Raw genomic sequence first — 22,366 nt, forward strand, 5'->3', positions numbered from 1 at the left:
ATCTATTGCTCCCCCAATAATAATCGCAGCACTTCAAGAAACCGGCTATTGTCCTGCCGCCCCTTCACCGCGATACGAACGGATTTGTCGTTGAGACCTGCATACATGGCACAGTTTCGAATAAGAATGCCTTGCTTCCCCATCGACTCTTGCAGGGATAGAGCGTTCCAGCCTTCCGGTGTCTCCAGCAGTAAGTAATTAGCCACACCCGGATATACCTGAAATCCAAGCGAGGTCAATTCGGTAATCAGACGGTTTCGCTGCTCCTTAATGCAAGCCTGGGTCTGCTCTTCATATGCGCTGTCCTCCTCTAGACAAGCTTCACCTGCCAGCAGAGCCAGTCCGTTTACGCTCCAGGTTACCTGTCTTCTAGACATTGCCGATATGATATCAGGATGGCCTATCGCATACCCAAGGCGAAGTCCCGGGATCGCATAAAATTTCGTCATGGAACGAATCACAATGACATTCGGGTACTGCTCCAGGGACCCGGTCAGTGTCTCACGCTCATGCTCTGGTATAAAATCGATAAAAGCTTCGTCAATTACAACCTGGACACTCCGGCCTCTTGCATGGGAAGCAATCGCTTCCAGCTCACTTCGGGAATATTGGCTCCCGTTCGGGTTATTTGGCTGACCGATAAATAGCAGCTCTACTCTATTGAGAAGATGCAAAATCTCAGACAGCTCAGCTCTATAATTCAGCTCTTTATGCCCATATATGTACTCTATTCGGCTTCCATACTGCTCTGCCAGCTGACGATACTCCGAGAATCCCGGTTCAATGATGCCTACTGCTGCAGGTGTAAATGCCTGGATAATAAGCGCCATACATTCGGCAGCCCCGTTGCCGATCAGAAGCTGGTTCTGAGACAGCTTCAGCTTGGCTGCAAGCTTGTGCTTAAGACGGCGATGGCCCGGATCGGGATAGCGAAGGATGTGATGCATCCCTTCTGTGAGAGCTCGTGTAACCGCAGGAGGCGGACCAAGCGGATTGATATTGGCACTATAGTCGAGGAAGTCCGCTGGTGATCGTCCGTATTTTACTGCCGCGGTCTCCACATCACCGCCATGTCCATAAACCTCTATCACAGGTGTCCCTTCCTTTCTGCTAGACGACTCTTGTTCGTGTATCGTATACAATTTAATGCAAACGCTCCGCGACTCTTACTCGCGTATCCTATACAATTTAATGTAAACTCTCCGCGACTCTTACTCGCGTATCCTATACAATTTAATGTAAACTCCCCGCGACTCTTACTCGCGTATCCTTTACAATTTAATGTAAACTCCCCGCGACTCTTACTCGCGTATCCTATACAATTTAATGTAAACTCTCCGCGACTCTTACTCGCGTATCCTATACATTATGAAGCTACAAATAATCACCCGTCAACAGCATTTCCTTTTGTGTCCTACACCCAATTCGTTTACAATAGGGATGGAGTGTTACAAGACACCAAGGCTTCAGGCATACGTCCTGTCCTTGCCTACATATTGAACTATATATTGGAGGAATAGACCATGCTGTTTATTGACAACCAAGGGATTACAGACCCGCGCATCAATCTCGCGATTGAGGAATACGCCCTCAAGCATTTATCCCTGGATGAGAGCTATCTGCTGTTCTACATTAATGCTCCATCCATCATCATCGGCAAGCACCAGAATACCATTGAAGAAATCAACCAGGAATATGTGCAGGAGCATGGGGTTCAGGTTGTTCGCAGGCTGTCTGGCGGCGGTGCGGTGTACCACGACCTCGGCAATCTGAACTTCAGCTTCATCACCAAGGACGACGGCAACTCATTCCACAACTTCCGCAAATTCACCCAGCCGGTGGTTGAGGCGCTGCACAGCCTCGGCGTGAATGCAGAGCTTACAGGGCGCAACGACCTTCAAGTCGGCGAACAAAAGATTTCGGGCAATGCACAGTTTGCCACACGCGGCCGGATGTTCAGCCATGGCACCTTGATGTTTGACCTTAATTTGGAGAACGTGGCCGCTTCCCTCAAGGTCAATCCAGAGAAGTTCAAATCCAAGAGCACCAAGTCTGTTCGCAGCCGCGTAGCTAACATCAGCTCCCTGATGGATCAAGAGATGACGATAGTGGAATTCCGTGAGGAGCTGCTTCGACATATTTTTGGCATGGAGGCAAATGAAGTTCCTGAGTACAAGCTGACCGAGCAGGACTGGGAGAAGATTCACGAAATTTCCAAGGAACGCTACCAGAACTGGGATTGGAACTATGGCTTGTCACCCGAAAGCAATGTGAAGCATTCTAAGAAGTTCCCGGTCGGGATCATCGATCTGCGTATGAATATTAAAGAAGGCCGCATTGAGGACATCAAAATCTATGGAGATTTCTTCGGAGTAGGCGATGTTGCCGATATCGAGGATCTGCTCCGCGGCAAGCGTTATGAAGAACAGGAAGTACGTGATGCTCTCAAAGATACAGATATCAAGCATTATTTCGGCAATCTGGAATTCGATGATTTCATCGGTCTGGTATTCCTGGAGGAGTAGAACTGACCCACTAAATATAGATAGATAATTGAGGAGAGAGAAGCCATGACTTACAAGCTGATTGCCATCGATATCGATGACACACTGATTAATGATGAGAAGGAAGTTACGAATCCCACACAAAAAGCACTCGAGGCTGCTGTGGCCAAGGATGTCGTAGTTACTCTCGCGACAGGACGCGCTTATGCTTCTGCACAAGCGATTGCCCGTCAAACTGGACTTAACGTACCGATCATTACGTACCAGGGAGCTCTGATCAAGAATTTGATGGACGAGAAAGTACTGTATGAGCGCTACGTTCCAATGGAAGCTGCTCGCAAGCTGTATGAGTATTGCCTGGAGCACAATCTGCACCTGCAGACTTATATTGACGACAAGCTATATTCCCGTGAAGAGAATGAGAAGCTGGTTGATTACTGCAAGCTGAACAAAACTCCGTACTACATTGAAGCTGATTTTGTAAAAATGATTGAACAGCCAGCACCTAAGCTGCTTATCATTGATGATCCGGATTATTTGGACAAGGTGGCTGTTGATCTGCGCGAGCTGCTTGGTCCTGAAGTGCATATTACCAAGTCCAAGCCGCATTTTCTCGAAATCATGCATCATGAAGGAACCAAAGGACATGCGTTGACCTTCCTTGCGGATCATTTTAACGTTGATCTTAAGGATACGATTGCGGTAGGCGATTCCTGGAACGATCATGAGATGCTGGAAGCTGCAGGTCTCGGGGTTGCCATGGGAAATGCCATTCCTGCTCTGAAAGAAATTGCGGGCTATGTTACGCTGAGCAACAATGAGGACGGCGTGAAGCATGTCATTGAGAAGTTCATTCTACAGGCTTAAGACCATATAGATAATACAAATACCCGGCTGCTTACAAACATAGTCCTGTACTATGCAGTATGGCACCCGGGTATTTTTATATCTCAATATACCAAACTTGTTATGATGGCCTAGTAATCACCTTATCCACCAGGCCATATTCTACAGCTTCTCCTGCAGTCATGAAATGATCGCGATCGGTATCCTTCTCAATGCGCTCGATTGGCTGGCCCGTAGACTCCGCGAGAATCCGGTTAAGCAGCTCTCGATGCTTAAGGATTCGATCCGCTTGAATACGAATGTCAGAGGCCTGGCCTCGGCTGCCGCCATGCGGCTGATGAATCATGATCTCACTGTTAGGTAAAGCAAACCGTTTGCCTTTGGTTCCTGCGGTTAACAACATCGCGCCAAAGCTTGCCGCCATCCCCGTGCATATGGTGGATACATCAGGTTCAATAAATTTCATGGTGTCGTAGATGGAAAACCCTGCGGTCACAGAGCCCCCAGGGCTGTTGATATACAGTTGAATATCCTTCTTCGGATCTTCTGCCGTCAAGAACAGCAGCTGGGCAACGATCAAATTCGCCATTTGGTCTTCAATCTCGCCCGAGATCATAATAATTCGGTCCTTCAGAAGCCTGGAGTAAATATCGTAGCTGCGCTCCCCCCGGCTCGTTTGCTCCACAACATAAGGAATGGTAGACATTTATGTTTCTCTCCTTTTTTATGCCACCATCTCTAACCGTGAGATCAGCTGCAGGCTGTCGTACCTTGCATTCGTAAGCTGAGGAGCTGTGCTGCTGTGCATTTTCATGCCGAGTACTTGACTTGTCACCATCATCACATCTGCTGCGCCGCCAAGCCCCAGCTGTATGATACGCTCGGTGTCACCTATACGAAAAGCACCAAGGTAATCTCTTAGGCGTTCTGCATCCTCTTCAAAGACGGGGCTCACTAAGACACCGGGTTCATCCAATTGTAACTGCCGCTGTCTTTCTTCTGCGATGACTTCTCTTGCCCTGCGAAGAGCTGCCTTTACGGCTCCTTCCGTAGAATCGAGCAAATTAGCGGCCTCTCTCGCCTTATAGTTAAACAGCTCACAGAGAATGTATATTGTCCGCTGCCAGTCCGTCAGCTGCGACAGGAGCACCTGGAATGCTTCTTCCAGAGCCAGGCCATCGCCGAGCTCTTGATGAGAGCAGCTGTACTGCTCTTTTTGCTGATCCAAGAGCTCTCTTCGCCTTGCTTCCTTACGCAAGCCATCGACCCAGACGTTATGCGCTGCACGAATCAGATAACCCTCCATTGAAAAACCTTCTCTTTTGCTCAAACCCGCGGCATGCGGCAGTAATCTGACATAAACCTCCTGGCACAAATCCTCAGCATCCTCTTTTGATCCGGTTAGAGACAGGCAGTATTTATACAGGGATAACATCATCCCTTCGGTTAATCCCACCATCCGCAAATGGTCGTCACCACTCGCTGACTTTAGAAATATTTGATACGGTTCGGATCTTACAAAGGCCATCATTCGGGGCCCCCCTTTGTTTAGTCCTTATAAGTACTTATACTGTGAAGACGTCTGAGACCACCAGAAAGATACGCAGAATGATTTATAAAAAATCAAGAAATAAATGCCTGGTCGGTGTATTTAGGTTGCAAGCGTAAAGCGTAACTTATTGTGACATTCTTATTACATTGTCATGCATCTCCAATTGTCATTCGTATTACGTTGTCATGCCTCTTCCGTCTGCTTCGCTTTTCCGATGACTTCTAAGCAGGATCCACTCTGTTAGTGTATGCCAATTCGCCATGATAAGGCCGCCAATAATGATTACCGAGCCGAAAGCAGTCAATAGGGTTACATGTTCTCCATAAAATAACATACCTACACCAAGTGCAATCATTGGAGAAATATATAGCCAGGTCGACGGAAAGAGCGGCCCTGTTTTCGTGACCAAGAAATAAAAAAGGCTGTGTCCAATCATAGAGCCGAATATCGTCAAATAGAGGACCGACCCCGCTGCTCCAGACGACAGAAGAACTTCCGGATCAGGCTGTTCTGTGATGAAGGATATAATCAGCAGCATAAGTCCGCCATACAGCATTTGAGCACCATTCACCGCAAGCGGCGAATAACCGCTCAGTCTGGATCTCGTTGCTCCTGAATATACAGAACCTGAGGCATAGAATACCTCACCAATCAATACCGCGCAGGCACCTGCCAGCCACATTCCCCCTGCCTGTATCGTCAGTTCAGGAACCAGTATAAGAATAACGCCGACAAATGCGGTTAAGCAGCCCAGCAAAGAGAGCGCTGAGGCTTTCTTTTTGAGAACCCATGTCTGAATTCCTATAATCATGATGGGTCCGGTAGCAGACAAGACAGCCGCCACGCCAGAACTGATATATTGTTCTCCATAGTATAGCCCAGCAAAGGTCATAAAGGTTAAGCAGCTGCCTATAATAATAACTTCTTTACGAAGTAGCAGCTTAATGCTTGTTTTTCGGCTGCATAGACACCATACAAACAGAATGGCTCCTGCGAGACAGAACCTCACCCCAGCCGCAAAAAACGGCGGAAGACCTGCATCATTTCCTATCTTGATCGCCAGGAAGGTCGTACCAAAAATTAAACACATGCTCAGATAAGCAATAAATAAACGCATTCTACTCCAGCCTCCTCGTCTATTGCCACATTGTAAGCGAAATGGAATAGAACAGGAGGTACAGAATAGAACAGTTTATGATCATAATATCGTACAATGGAATAAAGGCATCAGTGGATGAGGTGGATAAGATGAAAAATAAACGCTCGGAGTTTCTAACAAAGGAACCTTTATCACAGCAAGTATACGACTATGTTCATCTGCGGATTGAGCGGGGGGATTATGCTCCAAATGACCGGCTTCCTTCAGTGCGGTCGCTCGCAGAGCAGTTTGGAGTACATCGACTGACCGTATATAAATCGTATCAGCAGCTCGTCAAGGATCGTTTCATTTATGCTAAAGATCGTTCAGGTTATTATGTATGCCCGTGCAGTATAGATTCGGCAGATGTATTCCGTTCGCGTCAGAAGGGGAATCCAGTGCAGACACTCACGGCACAGCCCTTGCGTACAGCCACAAGCCAGCTGAAGAAAGAGGAATCATTACCCTTCCTATCCCTGACCCGGCGAACCCATGTGTTATCAGCACTGCATCAGCAGGAGGTTACGTATCAGTTCTCCAAGGCACTGATCGACCCCTCTCTGCTACCTAATGCTTATATGTCCGAGTACGTCAAGCAGGTGTTTGATATGTATCCCAAGCTGCTCGGCACCTATTCCACCGTGCAAGGAGACTTCCAGCTCCGAGAAGTCATGGCAGAATACTTTAACGCACGGCACCGCATGTTCTTGTCACCAGAGGATATCCTCGTCACATCCGGAGCCACACAGGCCATCGATCTTGCAGCACGGATGCTCATTAAACCTGGCGATGTTGTGCTCGTTGAGCGTCCCACTTACAGTACGGCCATTGATATCTTACGACAGGCTGGTGCGCGTATCGTCACTGTAGAGATGCGGCCAGACGGATATGATATGGAGCTGCTTGAGCATATTATTGTGGAATCACGCCCGCGGCTTATGTATGTTAATCCCACTTATCATAACCCGACAGGATATGTTCTCCCAGAGGAGAAGCGCAAGCTGCTGGTTGAGCTAGCTGAACAATATCAGTTCATTATTGCAGAAGATGATACGACGTATGATATGTATTTTGAAGAAGAGCCTCCTCTGCCGATCTACAGCTATGATACGGAAGGAGTCGTCATGTACATTCGCAGCTTCAGCAAGTACGTGGCGCCAGGTCTACGCATTGCCTTCATATTGTGCAAACCATGGCTTATGAAGGAAGCACTGACTCTTAAATCACTGACGGACGGCGGCTCACCGCTGCTTGGTCAGAAAATTTTTCAGCATTACTTCACTTCATCCCGTATGCAGATTCATATGGAGAAGCTGCGAATTGCGCTTAGCTTACGAAAAGAAAAGATGGAGCAAATGCTGACAGAGACAGACTGTCAGTGGATCAGCCCAGACGGAGGTCTCGACCTGTGGGTCCAGCTCCCTGCTCACATCAATGCAATCACCCTGCTTGAGAAGAGCCTTGAACAGTCGGTTGCCTTTGTTCCCGGTCCCTTCTGCGATCCGCTTCCGCACGGCTCGGAAGCTTATATCCGGCTCAGCTATTGTTATACAAGCGAGAAGCAAATTGAAGAAGGAATGGAGCGACTGCTGATAGCGTACGCGAAGCTGCAATAGCACTTCTTAAACAGACTGCACAAAAGCGAACCGTGATCTCATGTTCTGTAACAAGCTTCATTACAAGCTGAACTCCCCATCCTGACCGTGTCTTTGCATCCAGGCTCATCAATTCGAACATGTAATGCCGCACTACACTAGAATATGAGTCATTCCTGTCCGGGCAAGTGTGATGTCCGGCATAAGATCATACTTCTGCCGGACATCCACATCATGTGACATATGTGTAAAAATGGTTTGCTTAGGCTTAACCCGCCGAAGAAGCTCCTGTGCTTCCATCATGTCATATACAGAGCGGGTATGAAACTCAGCCAGCTCATGATAAAAGCTGGTCCCAAGCACTAACAGATCCAGATGATGGAGCTGCTGCCTTTCCTGTTCATTCAAATTGATGGAATCCGAGCAATAAACCCAGCTGTAACCGTTCTTCTCCAGGCGGTATGCGTAGGAGTATCCATTTTTGCCATGATTGACCTTCCAGGTGCGGATCTGATATCCGGCCAGCTCAACTCCAGAATCACAAGGCTGCATTCTAATATGCCGGGACAGCCAGGGGAACTGCGCTTGGATCGTTTCAAGTACCTCCTGCGGGGCGTACAGCTCCCCTTTTTCCCCAAGCCACCTGCAGGCATCCGCCCACTCCGGCAGTCCACCGATATGATCAAAGTGAGGATGCGTGACCAGCATCGTGTGCAGCTGGCGCTTGCCCAGCAGTTCCATTTGATGCGCGAAATCCGGACCTCCGTCAATCATGAACTCACCCTCTGGCCCATGGACAAGCACGGAGGAACGGTACCTGCGGTTGATCCCGGTTCCCCTCGCTTCCATGCATACCTCGCAGTCACAGTATAGTCTTGGAACTCCCATCGCATCTCCTGTGCCCAGAAACGTTAGTTTATCCGTTGTCGTCATACGTCGTCATTGTCCTTCCTGCCGATGCTTAAGGCTTTTTTTATGACATTCCCCGGAGCCTTAAAGTAAGCTCTATATAACCATCTGCCGTATCGCTCTCTTCTGCTACATGCCAGTTGGAAGCAAGCGCCTCTCTAAGCTTCTCTGCCTGCTCTTCAGATAGTACGAGACGGTCTACAAGACCTTCTGCTGCGTTAAAATCCTTCCCCGGCGTCAGATTAAACGTAATTGCAATCCAATTCTTAAGTCCATTGTTGGTATTGAACGTGATGCGATATCCATCTTGAATGGCCCGTTCAAGCTCCTCCCCATGCTCCTTGGCATACGAAAGAAAAGTCTCGTAAGAATAATGCTCGCGTTCTGCTTTGGTAAAAGCGGTCAAATCCCCGGTACGAAGAGCAGCAAGTATTTCTTCCTCTGTGACACCGTAACGACGCGCATGTTCTAATAATATTGCTGAATACTGAGATAATTTAACTTGATTGGTCATGGTTGATGATACACCCCTGAATTATGTATTAAATGATGTAGTATACGAATCTGTACCTATTATAAAATGAATGAACGCTTCTTTTAAAGCTTGGGGATTATTCCAGTATTCTTGAATATGAAGCGATGATTAAATATTGCGGATTGAACAAAACAAAACCCTGCACGTATCACACGTCAGGGTAATAACACAGCTTCCTATGTGATTAATGTCCTAGCAGCGTGATGTCTAGATCGTTACTGGCATTGGATCACGCTTCAAACTATTCTCCACCATCCAGTTGTCCCGATCATTAAACAGATACGCTCGATGAACAAGCACACGAACCTCCTGGCCAACCGAAAGGGTTTCTTTCTCAAGAGAACGATAAGTGATCAGCCGATGCTTGCCTACCGTGACTTCCACAAGCCACTCACTCCCACGGAAATGAAGAGCTCTTACAACGCCTTCCTCCGTGGCAGATAGAAGTGTGAACTCATTCTCTTTACCTACTTCAATATATTCAGGACGGATGAGGGCCTTCGCATCACTAGAAACAGCTTCGATATCAAAACCTTTTAGTTCACGAGCATGCTCGACAATAGTGGACTCTCCGATAAACGAAGCGACAAATGGTGTTTCCGGGCGCTTGTATATGTCCCAAGGCGTTCCCTTCTGCTCCAAAGCACCTTGATTAATGATCATAATCTCATCAGCTACTTCTATAGCTTCATCCTGGTCGTGGGTAACGAAGATCGAAGTAATTCCAACCCGCTCAATCAATTCACGGAGCCACGAACGAAGCTCCTGTCTGATCTTTGCATCAATCGCGGCAAAAGGCTCATCAAGCAGCAGCAGCTGCGGCTCAGGAGCCAGCGCTCTTGCAAATGCAACACGCTGTCTCTGTCCTCCGGACAGTTGATGAGGATAACGCTTCTCAAAGCCGCTTAGACCGGTAAGCTCCACAAGCTCCATAACCCGAACCTGGATTTGTGCTTTCGATTGCTTCTTGACCTTAAGTCCAAACGCTATATTCTCAAATACCGTCATATGTTTAAATAGCGCATAGCTCTGAAAAACAAAGCCGATTCCCCGTTCCTGTGGAGGAAGGTCATTAACGAGCTGTCCATGGAAACGGATTTCACCTGCGTCCGGATGTTCAAGACCGGCTAATATGCGCAAGATTGAAGTTTTACCTCCACCACTCGGTCCAAGCAAACCGATGAGATGACCTTTTACAATATCAAAGGAAACATCCTTAACCGCATGAAAATTCCCAAAATGTTTATTTAACCCACGGACTTCAACGTGCATATTTCCCCATCCCCCAATTTATTCCCTAGAAAAGCGCTAGGAATTACTTTATTTGATACTTTACCAAATATAAGGGGATTACGTCAATCATTTAAAGTCGTTATTATAAACAAGACAAGCACTTTCACATTTCACCGTTATGACAATGCAACGTTATGACATTTCACCGCTCTGAAGTATGTAAGCGTGAATAGGCCTTATGATTTCATTTATTGACTTATTTCACAGATAATGAGGCGGCACAGCGGGGTACAATGTTTATGCATAACGGCTGTCCAACCACCAATGGTGATGAGTGATAATGACAACTAAATTCTGTTGCACATAATCTTTACGTGGGAAATGGCTTCTTGTCTTACGTCCTCAAATTGAGAGCGGTCTTGAATATAATAAGAAATGAAACCGTGAATAGATAAAAACATACTGTGAGGTAATTTCAGCTTCTGATCTGGCGTATATTCCTGACCATTCATATGATAGCGGATAATGGTTGCGAATAACTCATAACATCGGTTCTGTTCTGCACGGCAATATGCCAGCAGCTCTTCATCCCGAATCATAAACATGATTTCGTACTGATATGGATTCTCCAGTCCAAACCGGATAAATTCCATCATGACATGCTCAGGCTTAGACAATCCTTCGCTTGATTCTCTCGCCATGGCTTGCAGCAGCATCTGTCCCAGATGATTAAAATCCTCAATCACAATCGCGTAAAACAGTTCTGCTTTTTCCTTGAAGTGATAATATAAAGAACCATGACTGTACCCTAGATGCTGTCCTATACTACGCATGGAAATCGAACGATAGCCCTTCGTTACGAACAGATGCCTCGCCGCTTCCAATATACGTTCCCTTGACAACTCCTGTTCCACTGCTCTTCTAGCCATATCTTATTCCCCTTCAATAAAATAAAGCTGCTGTCCCTCCGTGATTACAGATTGACCTTGTGTTAGATCGATCACAAAATCTATAAAACGCTCTGCTTCACTATCGACTGGAAGACATGTCAGCCTGACTTTGTCAGTAAATGTTGTTTCACCCATCCGAGTCTCTCTGCCTCTCAGCTCATTCTCCACTTTTCCAAGCCACGTGTAATCAATCTCTACAAATACTTCGCGATGCAGCACCTTCGTAATGGCTTCACCGGCTTCAATGGCAGCAACCGCACCGTCAGTATATGCACGGATAAGACCGCCTGCACCAAGCATAATACCGCCAAAATATCTAGTAACGACAATGGCGACATTTTTGAGCCTCTGGTTCTTGATCACCTCCAATATTGGTTTACCTGCGGTTCCGCTTGGTTCGCCGTCATCGGACTGCTTCTGAATCTCATCACGCTCACCGATCATATAGGCTGAACAGTTATGCGTTGCATTCCAATGCTTTTTCTTGATTTCTTCGATAAAAGAAACTGCTTCCTCCTCGGTTTCCACAGGCTTGATATGGCCGATGAAACGCGATTTCTTGATTACAATTTCCTTATCTCCCGACATTCGAACCGTACGGTAACGCTCAATCATCATTTCTACTACCTTTCTGCTAACATAACTAGATTTATATTTTTAAGAAAGCAGCTCATCCAAGTGCGGGTGAACTGCTTTCTTAGTTAAACACGTAATTTACATATATTCCTGATACCCTTGATTATTCAGATAGTCTTGCTTCAAGCTTCGCTTTTTCTTCTTCGTAGCCAGGCTTGCCAAGGAGAGCAAACATGTTCTTCTTGTAAGCTTCAACCCCTGGCTGGTCAAATGGATTCACGCCAAGCAGATAACCGCTGATGCCACAAGCTTTTTCAAAGAAGTATACCAGATATCCGAAAGAATATGGAGTCATATCTGGAATATTTACGATAAGATTCGGTACTTGTCCGTCTGTATGCGCGAGCAGTGTTCCTTGGAACGCTTTTTTGTTAACGAAGTCCATCGTTTTGCCTTCCAGGAAGTTCAGTCCATCCAGATCGTCCGGATCGGATTCAATCGTAATATGGCTTGGAACCTCTTCGACTTGAATGACCGTTTCGAAGATATTGCGGCTTCCTTCCTGGATGAATTGACCCATGGAGTGAAGGTCTGTAGAGAAGTCGACAGAAGCAGGATAGATTCCTTTGAAATCCTTCCCTTCGCTCTCCCCGTACAGCTGCTTCCACCACTCGGATACAAAATGCAGAGACGGCTCGTAGTTCACGAGAATTTCTGTACCCTTGCCTTTACGGTATAGAGCGTTACGAACAGCCGCATATTGATAGCTTTGGTTCTCGGCTACGTTCGGATTGCTGTATTCTTTTGAAGCGTCAGCAGCACCTTGCATCATTTCTTCAATGCTGATACCCGCTGTAGCAATCGGAAGAAGTCCTACCGCAGTAAGTACCGAATAACGGCCTCCTACATCGTCTGGAATGATAAAGGACTCATAGCCTTCCTCAGTCGCCAGTTTTTTGAGTGCGCCTTTTGCTTGGTCTGTCGTTGCATAGATGCGCTTACGAGCTTCTTCTTTGCCGTATTTCTTCTCCAGCGCTGCGCGGAATATACGGAAAGCAATCGCCGGTTCTGTTGTCGTACCGGATTTGGAAATGACGTTCACGGAGAAGTCTTTACCTTCGATAAGCTCAAGCAAATGGTTGACATATGTAGAGCTTATATTGTTACCTGCGAAATAGATCTCTGGTGTTTTGCGCTTCTCTTTCGGCAGCTCATTGTAGAAGGAATGAGACAGCATTTCAATCGCTGCGCGTGCACCGAGGTAAGAACCACCAATACCGATGACGATCAGCACATCAGAGTCGCTTTGGATCTTCGCAGCCGCTTTTTGAATACGAGAGAATTCCTCTTTATCATAATTTGTCGGCAGATCGATCCAGCCAAGATAATCGGAACCTGTTCCTGTTCCGTTATGAAGCTGTTCATGTGCAAGACGAATCGGCTCTGCGAAATAGTCCACTTCATGCTGTCCAACAAATTCAAGTGCTTTACTATAATCAAACGTTACTTTTTTTGCCATGATAATAAATACCTCCCTATAAAGTTGATTCCTCATTAATGAAAACTAAGCCAAGGAACAACTTATGACTTAGAATACTGTAAATTGTATAAGCTGGCAAGTTAACAGGCATCCGTCATTCTGACCGAATGGGAGCCTAATAAAGTGCTGGTGCTACGCGCTCACATGACAATAGTCACGTTATTTAAAAAGGGTAAAGCTGCCGTATGGGCAGCTTTACCTATTTACTTAAGCTCTTGTTGTGTGCAGCTTGTTGTCAATTACAGCAATGCTTTGATGCGGCTGACAACATTCTCAACAGTGAAGCCATATTCTTTAATTACGCGATCGCCAGGCGCAGATGCACCGAATGTAGAGATTCCGAGGATATCTCCAGCGTCGCCGACATATTTCTCCCAGCCCATTGGATGAGCCATTTCAATAGCAAGACGAGCTTTAACATCAGGAAGAATAACGGATTCTTTGTAAGCTTTGTCTTGTTTCTCGAACAGATCCCAGCTCGGCATGCTGATAACACGTACCGCAATACCTTCTTCGGCAAGCGCTTCTTGAGCTTTGACTGCAAGCTGAACTTCGGAACCTGTAGCAATGATTTGTGCAACAGCTTTGCCGTCTTTTGCTTCGGATACAACGTATGCTCCGCGTTTGATTCCTTCACGAGCAGCGTCTACTGTTCCAGCAAGGATCGGCAGGTTTTGACGAGTCAATACCAGAGCTACCGGATTCTTTTTGTTCTCAACAGCATAAGCCCATGCTGCAGAAGTTTCGTTACCGTCAGCAGGACGGATCACAGTCAGGTTAGGGATAATACGCAGGGAAGCAAGCTGCTCGATCGGCTCATGCGTAGGACCGTCTTCACCAACAGCGATACTGTCATGTGTAAGAACATAAGTTACAGGCAGATTCATAATTGCAGACAAGCGTACAGCTGGACGCAGGTAGTCAGTAAATACGAAGAACGTACCTCCGAATACTTTAACGCCGCCATGCAGCGCCATACCGTTCATTGCTGCTGCCATACCGAACTCACGTACACCGAAGTAGATGTTACGGCCAGAATAGTCTGCAGGTGTGAACTGTGCAATGTTGTTCAGGTGTGTCATGGTAGAGCTCTCAAGGTCAGCAGATCCGCCTGTCAGGTTAAGAACGTTTGGAGCCAGTCCGTTCAGTGCATTACCGGAAGCAACGCGAGTGGAAACTGCTTTGTCTTCGGCACTGTACTTAGGAAGGTCACGATCCCATCCTTCTGGAAGCTCGCCAGCTACTGCGGTTTCGAACTGAGCTGCAAGCTCAGGGTAAGCTTTCTTGTACTCAGCAAATTGCGCATCCCATGCTTTGTTCGTTTCAATTCCGCGTTCTTTAACTTGTGCGAAATGAGCACGAACTTCGTCTGGAACGAAGAAATCTTCTTCATATACCCATTTGTAGAAGTCTTTCGTCAGCTTCGCTTCCTCAGCACCCAGTGGTGAACCGTGTGTACCGCCATGACCGCCTTTACCTTGTTTGTTCGGGCTGCCGTAACCAATTACAGTCTTCACTTCAATCAACGTAGGACGGCTGAGATCAGCTTGAGCTTCCTTGATCGCTTTTTCTACCGCAGGCAGATCGTTTCCGTCTTCTACGCGAAGAACTTGCCAGCCGTAACCTTCAAAGCGTTTTTGTACACTTTCAGAGAAGGAGAGGTTCAGTTCGCCATCAAGAGAAATATCGTTGGAATCGTACAATACAACGAGTTTGCCAAGCTTCAAGTGAGACGCAAGAGATGCTGCTTCATGGGAAACCCCTTCCATGAGGTCGCCGTCGCCGCAGATCGCATAAGTAAAGTGGTTTACGATATCAAATTTATCTTTGTTGTAAGTCGCACCCAGCTGAGCTTCAGCCATCGCCATACCTACTGCCATTGCAATACCTTGTCCCAGCGGACCTGTAGTCGCGTCGACACCTGCAGTATGACCAAACTCAGGGTGACCTGGAGTCAGACTTCCCCATTGACGGAATTGCTTGATTTCTTCCATAGGAAGATCATATCCGCTCAGGTGCAGCAGGCTGTACAGCAGCATGGAGCCATGACCTGCAGACAGCACAAAACGGTCACGGTTAATCCAAGTTGGATTCGCAGGGTTATGGTTCATTGTTTTTGCAAACAATTGGTAACCCATTGGCGCAGAACCCATTGGCATACCTGGATGACCGGATTTGGCTTTCTCAATTGCGTCAATCGCTAGAGTACGTACTGTAGTAATAGACAAGTTATCGATTGTCGAATTTTCATTCTTGTGAATGCTTTGTTCTTTCGTTTGTTGATCAGTCATTTTTTGTCCTCCTCATAATCTCAAAAAAGATGTCAGGATAAGCAAACGGACTTACACTCAGGCGACTTAAAACTTAACTTAAAATGACAAACGAGTTGATTTAAAGCAAGTTAATCCGCTTGAATGTTTCAATTTGACTTATTCGTTTGCTATTGTATCACTTCACGTCCAGTTTTTCCATACCGTTCTTCACATCCAATAAATTTCATCCACACATCGACAAAAGTATCTCCTCTTTGGAGAAAAGCATACCTGATTGGAAGGAATACAAAAATAGGCAATGAAAAATAGCAAAATTTTTGTAAACAAGACTTATGCATCAATCCTAATAAGACAGTTCTCTTCTACATTATCCGACTTTCATTAAACCAAAACAAACTCCGCGTAAAAGAATCAATTTCATAACACATAAGCAGCTAAAAGTATTATGAAATTGATTCATATACGAATATTTCTGGAACATGACAAAAACTCTGGAACACACAACAATTTCGGGTCGCATAGCAAAAAAAATCGCCGCGGCTCACGTCACCGGGCGATTCTTCCTGTTACTCTATATTGGGTTTTAATAGATTAAAATACAACGGTCTTGTTCTCATGAACGAGAACACGATCCTCTACATGCCATTTTACAGCTCTCGCAAGGACAACTCGTTCAATATTGCGGCCGATCCGCTTCAGCTCGGGTACATCATCCCGATGGCTTACACGTTCAACGTCCTGTTCAATGATCGGCCCTCCATCCAGCTCTTCTGTAACGTAATGGGCTGTAGCTCCAATCAGTTTAACTCCCCGTTTGTAAGCTTGGGCATATGGCTTGCCGCCGACAAACGCAGGAAGGAAGGAATGATGGATATTGATGATGCGATTGCGGAAATGTTCGATAAATGTTGGTGAAATGATCTGCATATAGCGGGCAAGGATAATGACATCAATGTCTGCGCCGATCACTTCAAGCTGACGCTGCTCTGCTTCTTTTTTTGTATCCGGTGTCACCGGAATATGATGATAAGGGATACCGAAGGACTCTACATAAGCCTTCATATCTAGATGATTGCTTACAACAAGCGCAATTTCTGCATCCAGATCACCGGCTTGCCATTGCCAGAGAAGCTCTACCAGACAATGATCCTCTTTGGACACGAAGATCGCCAGCTTTTTCCGGCGGCTTACGCTGGAGATTTTCCATTCCATTTTGAACTGGGAAGCAATTGCTCCAAAGTCAGCCTCCAGCTGAGGAAGACGACCCATTAGCTGAGGCAGATCAAATTCTACACGCATAAAGAACATACCGCCATCCGGGTTCATTGAATATTGATCGGATTGAACGATATTGGCTCCGTGCTCGAATAGAAATTTGGAGACCGTGGCCACGATTCCCGGACCATCAGGACAAGAAATCAGCATTCGAGCACGATCCGGGTGTTCGTGTGCTGGGTGTGCAGTTACGTTTTTAGTATGAATATCCATTGTGAAAATACTCTCCCCCTTGATATAACTCCTATGCTTTGACCATAGCTTCCTTGCCTGCAAGCCAGGCAACCAGGCGATGATTCAGTGCCTCCTCAGACAGCTCAGGGAACAGGTCCGCACCGGCAGCAAGATCATATAAACGCTCCAGTGGTTCCCGCGGGTCAGCCTTCTTGGCTTTGGCATCATTCTTGAGTACAGTCCATGTGTCTAGAATAAAGCTGCGTGAATGAATATCCTGTCCGTTGAAGAAATGGTCCAGCTTCTCTACATCTCCCCAAAAAGCGTTGCCAAACCGTTCCGTTACATTGCCGCGAAGCAGCGCAATTTCCGCTTCATACATTGGACGCTGCGTCTTCGCATCTTTACCGATCCACGGCGTTTCAAGAATGAATGGGCGACCAGCAAGCAGTTCATGATGAACAATTCGATGAATGGTATCAAAACCAATCCAGCCGGAGCCGATCGGAGCATGTCTGTCCTTCCGTGCACCTGTAGGGTTCTTGCTGTCATTGATATGCACCACAGCGATCCGGTCTAATCCTACGGTGCGGTCAAACTGCTCAAGCACACCATCCAGATCATTGACGATATCATAGCCGGCATCATGAATATGGCAAGTATCCATACATATGGTCAGTCGCTCGTTATGCTCGACTTTATCAATAATTTGTGCGATCTCTTCGAAGCTGCGGCCCATCTCTGTGCCTTTGCCAGCCATCGTTTCAAGGGCTATGTTGACATCCGTTTCACGCACACCGTTCAGCACCTCATTCAAGCCCTCGGCAATACGCTGAATGCCATATTCTGCATCCTTATCTGTAAAAGCACCCGGGTGAAGAACGATGTTCTTCACCCCAATCGCGTGGGTACGACGAATTTCTTCCTGCAGGAAGCTGACCGCAAGCTCATAAGTGTTGTCCTTGTATGAACCCAGATTAATAATGTATGGTGCATGGACTACAATATCCTCGAAGCCTCCGCTAAGCATGGCTTGCTTGCCTTCTTCGATAAACATCGTCTCCATTGGTTTACGGCGTGTATTTTGCGGAGCTCCTGTATATATCATGAACGAAGAAGAACCGTAGCTTGCCGCTTCTTCCGTAGCTGTCAGCAGACCCTTACCTGAAAAGGAAACGTGGGAACCTATTTTGAGCATCTTAATTTACTCCCCCTATAATTTAGGATTTAGGATTGTGCAATATCCAAGTTAATAGAATGAACACAAGTACTGTATCCAAAGATTTATTGCTTATTGTAACTTGATTGAGGAGGTCAAGCAATATCATCAAGAAATGAAAGCGTGAAGGAAGCTATCGAAAAAGAAGCCTGTGTGCGATATAATTTCTATAACAGGGCATTTTTTACAATAAACCTTCTCTAATGTCTCATGAAAAATTCATTTACATATTTATGCCATTTTAAACCTGATAGATTTATTTCAGGATTTATGCAAAATCCTTATTTTCATAGTATGACTCAAATTTATAATACGTTAGCTATGTTCGTTAATTTCTGTGGCCTGTCTCTTATTCTATTGAAACTTAGAGGTGAAGCAAATGGACTTTCTCTTGTTAAATGATAAGTTAACGCTGTCTGTTCCAGTCATCAATAACTGGTTTATGAACTCGATTGCATTCTGGACCTTTATCCTGTTAGGTTCTATGGTCATTGGCGGATTTTTTATGTTTCGCAAGTTTCTCAAGGTGCTTCCAAAGGCTGACGGCAAATCCAAGCTGGACTGGCAGAACCACTGGGTCGAGTCAAGCCGGCACTTATGGACAGAGGATGCCAAATCATTCTTAGATGAGCTGGTACAGCCTGTTCCAGGACCCTTCCGGGATATCGCGAAGCACTCTATTGCCGCCGAGATTGGAAAGATCGCTTTGGAGTGCGGTGCTGCCGAAGTTACCCGAGATCACTGCATCAAGGGATATATCGTGGCGACACCCTCCAGAGATAATAAATTTCTGATTCATTTCCTCGACAAGAAACAGATTGATTATCAGCCATACAAACATTTAATGAATAAATAACGAGCAGCACTCTAATATGGAGATCATATGAAATTTTCGTTCATCAAATGCTTATTGGAAGGTAATGTGTCTTAAACAGTCAGCCTCTGTATTTGGTTGTCTTGGGTTAACTAAGCATTGGCGTAATCCATGCCGTCCAAGGGAACACGAAGCAGGAGGCTTGTCTTTTTTTCAAGTCAGGAGGACTAGAGACCATGAATTATGCAATCAGTGGAGGAACGGGATTCATCGGAAGTCATCTCGCGAATCTATGGCTAGAACAAGGCCATCAGGTTATGATCATTACCCGGAATGCAGATAAGGCGAGAGATTCTGCGAGCCGGGGAATCTCTTATGTCACCTGGGAACAGATCAATAAGGACCCCAGCACGCTGGAGTCCTTGGACGGAGTCGTTAATTTAGCCGGAGAAAGTTTGAACCAGCGCTGGTCCGACAAAGTAAAGCAGAGAATTCTTCAGTCACGGCTACATTCTGTTCACCAACTGGCTGATGTGTTAGATCGATTGGAGTCTAAGCCGAAGGTTATTGTACAATCCTCAGCGATCGGTATATATGGAACCTCGGATACCCAAATATATACGGAAGCCTCCTCAATTGAGCCTATAGATTTCTTATCTGATGTGTGTCATCAATGGGAAAATGCAGCTAAACAGAGATTGGACTATTCCAGATTAGTTATTGTAAGAACCGGTCTAGTACTGGGTAGCAAGGGCGCTTTTCCACTTATGCAGCTTCCATATAAGTTAGGCGTCGGCGGACCGATTGGCAGTGGAAGACAGTACATGTCCTGGATTCATATTGCGGATATGGTGCGATTGATTGATTTTGCTGTTCAGCATGAAAAAATTTCAGGGCCGCTGAATGCGACAGCCCCTTATCCGGTGAGCAATGATGAGTTCGGTAAAACCATCGGACAAGTTCTCCACAGGCCCCATTGGTTCCCTCTACCTTCCTTTGTACTAAAGACGGTCCTTGGTGAGATGTCCTTCCTTATACTTAAGGGACAGAAGGTTCTGCCGCAGAAGGCACAGAATTACCATTTTACATTCAACTACCCGGAACTCCCAGAAGCCATTGTGCATGAGATACGAAGTTAACTTAGCTAATTCAATGATGCGAAATATTAAGATGAAAAGTATACTTTGCCTTGGCTATAACGAAGCTGTCTCCATCTTGGAGAATGTATTCTTTGTAAGGAACCATCGCTTCATCCTGAAACAAAGTTCCGTTCACTGAATTTAAATCTTTGACTACGTACCCTGAATCCGATCTGCTGATCTCTACATGAGCACGGGAAGTGCCGACTCCTGCTTCAACATAACTGGCGACGTCATTGGACCTTCCGATGATGAAGCTGCCTTTGCCAACAGGGATTGTATCCACACTTCCTTCTGGTGAGCAGCGTTCCAGATAAGCTATACTCTCGTTCGCCATACTTGAGCTTGTCGTCTCCTGTCCCATCTTAGATAGAAGCACCGTAGCCTGTACTTTTGCGGCAGATAGGATCTGGGTGGTATGCTTCAGCGAATCATAGTAGCTGGTATCAGAGCCTTCACTATCTTCTTGTATGACATCATTTGAATGATCCATGGCTGTCTTGTGCATATCATAGCGGCTGTGAGTCACGTCATTCGAGCTCTCATATATAGCTGACTCATTCGCTGAAGCATTCATAGTCCCAAGGCCAGCTTCCGCAGCCATATTTCCCTTATTCCATCGCCACCACTCGCGAGACTCCCCCTTCTTCCTGACGGCAAGCCAGTCCCTTGCTGCTGTTAGAGTGGATGAATGCTCTCCCGTGTCGGTCTCTGAAGACTTGTCTTTTACTGTAAAAGAAGGCAGACGAATCCCCCGAGCAGACACATAGGCAAGAATCACGAATACGATGGTAATCACCATACATACGATAAGACGTGTAGAAGTGGGCCTATCCATGTATATAAATCTCCAAACGACAGATGAGGCCAGCAAACAAGCAAGCCAGTAATACATTGGATTAACAGGCTTCTTAACCGTATCCCCTTCTGTTAAAGACAACGCAACACTATTTGATTTTTCAAAGCTTGGTGTATCAAACGCTGTAAAAATAGAACCTTCTGCAGCAAGCGGCATATCCATGTGCAGCCTCATTTCATGCTCGTTTGAACCATCGGCCTTATTTGCCTGCATCTTCTTCTGGTGCTGAAACGCATCGTCCTGCGGATAGCGTGACTGCAACGGCGGCGCATATGCATCACCAGTTCTTTGAAATTGAGAACTACGCTGTTCTGTCTGAGGATTTCCGTGATGCGGCTGTGGGTTATATGCTATAGGACTGTGTGCCTGTGGGCTGCGTGCTTTTGGGCCGTGTGCTTGAGAACCTTGTGATTTAGAACCGTGTGATTGTTGTGCTGATGAATTGCTTGCTTGCGTTATATGAGTCTCACCTGCTTGAAGCATCTGTAATTTACGCATGTCGTGCATCTGAGGGAGTGCGCCACCTAATGTATGCTCCGTCAACAATTCAAGCAACAACTCGTTTAATGCAGACAGGTGAAAATGATCTCCGGCGCATAATTGCAGCACACTCTGCAGCCCGTTCCCCTTTAACTCTGTAACATAAGGCATTAATCTTACGATCAACTGGTACAGCTGCTCGGAGACCTTCTCCTGATCAGGCTGTGCTTGAAAGGGCACATAACAAATTTTGATCTTCCCCTCTTCCATCTCACCTTCCATAAACATATAATCCTCATGCAGTAGAAATTGACGTTCATCCAGCATGTACAAACGACAATCGATCAAAGTATGAGTCACCTGCAATAGCAAATTATAAAGTGCAGAAAGTGTTACCCTTTCACTTTTCACAACGTGAGAGAGCATTTTACGTCCCGTAATATCATAGCTGAATGTTATAGTGCCATCGATATCCCTCATCTGCATTCTCAAGTGCCCGGGAATATCATTATGCATAATCATGTTTACTTGGACCTGGCTCAAGTCGCTACTTGCAATGCCTTCCTTCTTCCCCACAATCATCAACACTCTGTCGTTATGTATAAAATCTCTGGATAGCCCCTTCATGGTACCTCTCCTTCATATCTGCTAAATACCTTCAGACCATAGCTCTGTCGAACCTATTTATAGTGAATCAATTTCATAACTCATTAAAAAGGTGATTTCGAGACTAAATATAGACAAATTAAATCATT

The 22,366-nt window shown here is 46.0% G+C and carries 19 protein-coding genes; 5 read left to right on the top strand and 14 right to left on the bottom strand.

The window, feature by feature from the left end:
* Window positions 1–2: 2 nt before the first annotated feature.
* The gene (gene cobD / locus ACFQ3J_RS13240; protein ID WP_091153945.1) at window positions 3–1,091 is read right to left on the bottom strand and encodes a threonine-phosphate decarboxylase CobD; all 1,089 of its coding nucleotides are present in this window, start codon (window positions 1,089–1,091) and stop codon (window positions 3–5) included.
* Window positions 1,092–1,523: 432 nt separating this feature from the next.
* Between cobD and ACFQ3J_RS13245 the strand changes: the two genes are divergently transcribed.
* Together ACFQ3J_RS13245 and ACFQ3J_RS13250 are read left to right on the top strand one after the other, a co-directional pair.
* Window positions 1,524–2,525: a lipoate--protein ligase gene (locus ACFQ3J_RS13245; RefSeq protein WP_091153942.1), complete on the top strand. Its 1,002-nt coding sequence runs from the start codon at window positions 1,524–1,526 to the stop codon at window positions 2,523–2,525.
* Window positions 2,526–2,570: 45 nt separating this feature from the next.
* Window positions 2,571–3,371 carry a Cof-type HAD-IIB family hydrolase gene (locus tag ACFQ3J_RS13250; RefSeq protein ID WP_091153940.1) on the top strand — a complete coding sequence of 267 codons (801 nt, stop codon included), beginning with the start codon at window positions 2,571–2,573 and terminating at the stop codon, window positions 3,369–3,371.
* Window positions 3,372–3,471: 100 nt separating this feature from the next.
* On the opposite strand, the gene clpP is transcribed toward ACFQ3J_RS13250, so the two are convergent.
* The 3 genes from clpP to ACFQ3J_RS13265 form a co-directional block, all read right to left on the bottom strand.
* Window positions 3,472–4,056: an ATP-dependent Clp endopeptidase proteolytic subunit ClpP gene (clpP, locus tag ACFQ3J_RS13255; RefSeq protein ID WP_091153938.1), complete on the bottom strand. Its 585-nt coding sequence runs from the start codon at window positions 4,054–4,056 to the stop codon at window positions 3,472–3,474.
* 18 nt (window positions 4,057–4,074) lie between these two features.
* Entirely contained in the window at window positions 4,075–4,881 is an 807-nt protein-coding gene (locus ACFQ3J_RS13260; protein WP_251582078.1) for an RNA polymerase sigma factor, read from the bottom strand.
* 196 nt (window positions 4,882–5,077) lie between these two features.
* Window positions 5,078–6,019 (bottom strand): DMT family transporter, encoded by a 942-nt coding sequence (locus tag ACFQ3J_RS13265; protein WP_091153933.1) that lies wholly within the window; start codon window positions 6,017–6,019, stop codon window positions 5,078–5,080.
* 131 nt (window positions 6,020–6,150) lie between these two features.
* Here ACFQ3J_RS13265 and ACFQ3J_RS13270 point away from each other — a divergent pair, with 131 nt between their 5' ends.
* On the top strand, window positions 6,151–7,656 hold the full coding sequence (locus tag ACFQ3J_RS13270; RefSeq protein WP_251582081.1) for an aminotransferase-like domain-containing protein: 1,506 nt from the start codon (window positions 6,151–6,153) through the stop codon (window positions 7,654–7,656).
* 132 nt (window positions 7,657–7,788) lie between these two features.
* Here ACFQ3J_RS13270 and ACFQ3J_RS13275 read toward each other — a convergent pair whose 3' ends face one another.
* The 9 genes from ACFQ3J_RS13275 to ACFQ3J_RS13315 all read right to left on the bottom strand — a co-directional run bounded on the left by ACFQ3J_RS13275 (window position 7,789) and on the right by ACFQ3J_RS13315 (window position 18,298).
* Window positions 7,789–8,568 (bottom strand): MBL fold metallo-hydrolase, encoded by a 780-nt coding sequence (locus ACFQ3J_RS13275; RefSeq protein ID WP_091153931.1) that lies wholly within the window; start codon window positions 8,566–8,568, stop codon window positions 7,789–7,791.
* A 40-nt stretch (window positions 8,569–8,608) separates the two neighbouring features.
* Window positions 8,609–9,058: a hypothetical protein gene (locus ACFQ3J_RS13280; protein ID WP_251582083.1), complete on the bottom strand. Its 450-nt coding sequence runs from the start codon at window positions 9,056–9,058 to the stop codon at window positions 8,609–8,611.
* A 228-nt stretch (window positions 9,059–9,286) separates the two neighbouring features.
* Complete coding sequence (locus tag ACFQ3J_RS13285) at window positions 9,287–10,351, bottom strand: sulfate/molybdate ABC transporter ATP-binding protein (RefSeq protein WP_251582084.1); 1,065 nt, start codon at window positions 10,349–10,351, stop codon at window positions 9,287–9,289.
* Window positions 10,352–10,659: 308 nt separating this feature from the next.
* On the bottom strand, window positions 10,660–11,241 hold the full coding sequence (locus ACFQ3J_RS13290) for a TetR/AcrR family transcriptional regulator (protein ID WP_091153925.1): 582 nt from the start codon (window positions 11,239–11,241) through the stop codon (window positions 10,660–10,662).
* Between the two features lie 3 nt (window positions 11,242–11,244).
* A complete protein-coding gene (locus tag ACFQ3J_RS13295; RefSeq protein ID WP_251582740.1) occupies window positions 11,245–11,877 on the bottom strand; it encodes a YigZ family protein in 633 nt (210 codons plus the stop codon).
* Between the two features lie 124 nt (window positions 11,878–12,001).
* On the bottom strand, window positions 12,002–13,357 hold the full coding sequence (locus ACFQ3J_RS13300; protein ID WP_091153923.1) for a glucose-6-phosphate isomerase: 1,356 nt from the start codon (window positions 13,355–13,357) through the stop codon (window positions 12,002–12,004).
* A gap of 260 nt (window positions 13,358–13,617) precedes the next feature.
* Entirely contained in the window at window positions 13,618–15,669 is a 2,052-nt protein-coding gene (gene tkt, locus ACFQ3J_RS13305; protein ID WP_091153920.1) for a transketolase, read from the bottom strand.
* Window positions 15,670–16,242: 573 nt separating this feature from the next.
* On the bottom strand, window positions 16,243–17,139 hold the full coding sequence (gene purU / locus ACFQ3J_RS13310) for a formyltetrahydrofolate deformylase (protein WP_091153917.1): 897 nt from the start codon (window positions 17,137–17,139) through the stop codon (window positions 16,243–16,245).
* 31 nt (window positions 17,140–17,170) lie between these two features.
* Window positions 17,171–18,298, bottom strand: coding sequence for a deoxyribonuclease IV (locus tag ACFQ3J_RS13315; RefSeq protein WP_091153915.1), 1,128 nt, complete (start codon window positions 18,296–18,298; stop codon window positions 17,171–17,173).
* Between the two features lie 400 nt (window positions 18,299–18,698).
* Between ACFQ3J_RS13315 and ACFQ3J_RS13320 the strand changes: the two genes are divergently transcribed.
* The gene (locus tag ACFQ3J_RS13320; RefSeq protein WP_091153912.1) at window positions 18,699–19,175 is read left to right on the top strand and encodes a DUF2621 domain-containing protein; all 477 of its coding nucleotides are present in this window, start codon (window positions 18,699–18,701) and stop codon (window positions 19,173–19,175) included.
* A gap of 194 nt (window positions 19,176–19,369) precedes the next feature.
* Window positions 19,370–20,272 carry a TIGR01777 family oxidoreductase gene (locus tag ACFQ3J_RS13325; protein ID WP_251582085.1) on the top strand — a complete coding sequence of 301 codons (903 nt, stop codon included), beginning with the start codon at window positions 19,370–19,372 and terminating at the stop codon, window positions 20,270–20,272.
* Between the two features lie 10 nt (window positions 20,273–20,282).
* Here ACFQ3J_RS13325 and ACFQ3J_RS13330 read toward each other — a convergent pair whose 3' ends face one another.
* Window positions 20,283–22,238 (bottom strand): DUF6382 domain-containing protein, encoded by a 1,956-nt coding sequence (locus tag ACFQ3J_RS13330; RefSeq protein ID WP_251582086.1) that lies wholly within the window; start codon window positions 22,236–22,238, stop codon window positions 20,283–20,285.
* Window positions 22,239–22,366: the final 128 nt, after the last annotated feature.

This window comes from Paenibacillus provencensis (genome assembly GCF_042678545.1).
Lineage (GTDB): Bacteria > Bacillota > Bacilli > Paenibacillales > Paenibacillaceae > Paenibacillus > Paenibacillus provencensis.

Bases quoted from the DNA above. Each gene is read 5' to 3' on its own strand.
- tkt (WP_091153920.1), bottom strand. From the start codon at position 15,669: ATGACTGATCAACAAACGAAAGAACAAAGCATTCACAAGAATGAAAAT.
- purU (WP_091153917.1), bottom strand. From the start codon at position 17,139: ATGGATATTCATACTAAAAACGTAACTGCACACCCAGCACACGAACAC.
- ACFQ3J_RS13265 (WP_091153933.1), bottom strand. From the start codon at position 6,019: ATGCGTTTATTTATTGCTTATCTGAGCATGTGTTTAATTTTTGGTACG.
- ACFQ3J_RS13275 (WP_091153931.1), bottom strand. From the start codon at position 8,568: ATGACGACAACGGATAAACTAACGTTTCTGGGCACAGGAGATGCGATG.
- ACFQ3J_RS13325 (WP_251582085.1), top strand. From the start codon at position 19,370: ATGAATTATGCAATCAGTGGAGGAACGGGATTCATCGGAAGTCATCTC.
- ACFQ3J_RS13260 (WP_251582078.1), bottom strand. From the start codon at position 4,881: ATGATGGCCTTTGTAAGATCCGAACCGTATCAAATATTTCTAAAGTCA.
- ACFQ3J_RS13300 (WP_091153923.1), bottom strand. From the start codon at position 13,357: ATGGCAAAAAAAGTAACGTTTGATTATAGTAAAGCACTTGAATTTGTT.
- ACFQ3J_RS13280 (WP_251582083.1), bottom strand. From the start codon at position 9,058: ATGACCAATCAAGTTAAATTATCTCAGTATTCAGCAATATTATTAGAA.
- ACFQ3J_RS13320 (WP_091153912.1), top strand. From the start codon at position 18,699: ATGGACTTTCTCTTGTTAAATGATAAGTTAACGCTGTCTGTTCCAGTC.
- ACFQ3J_RS13270 (WP_251582081.1), top strand. From the start codon at position 6,151: ATGAAAAATAAACGCTCGGAGTTTCTAACAAAGGAACCTTTATCACAG.
- ACFQ3J_RS13315 (WP_091153915.1), bottom strand. From the start codon at position 18,298: ATGCTCAAAATAGGTTCCCACGTTTCCTTTTCAGGTAAGGGTCTGCTG.
- ACFQ3J_RS13245 (WP_091153942.1), top strand. From the start codon at position 1,524: ATGCTGTTTATTGACAACCAAGGGATTACAGACCCGCGCATCAATCTC.
- ACFQ3J_RS13330 (WP_251582086.1), bottom strand. From the start codon at position 22,238: ATGAAGGGGCTATCCAGAGATTTTATACATAACGACAGAGTGTTGATG.
- ACFQ3J_RS13295 (WP_251582740.1), bottom strand. From the start codon at position 11,877: ATGATTGAGCGTTACCGTACGGTTCGAATGTCGGGAGATAAGGAAATT.
- ACFQ3J_RS13290 (WP_091153925.1), bottom strand. From the start codon at position 11,241: ATGGCTAGAAGAGCAGTGGAACAGGAGTTGTCAAGGGAACGTATATTG.
- ACFQ3J_RS13285 (WP_251582084.1), bottom strand. From the start codon at position 10,351: ATGCACGTTGAAGTCCGTGGGTTAAATAAACATTTTGGGAATTTTCAT.
- ACFQ3J_RS13250 (WP_091153940.1), top strand. From the start codon at position 2,571: ATGACTTACAAGCTGATTGCCATCGATATCGATGACACACTGATTAAT.
- clpP (WP_091153938.1), bottom strand. From the start codon at position 4,056: ATGTCTACCATTCCTTATGTTGTGGAGCAAACGAGCCGGGGGGAGCGC.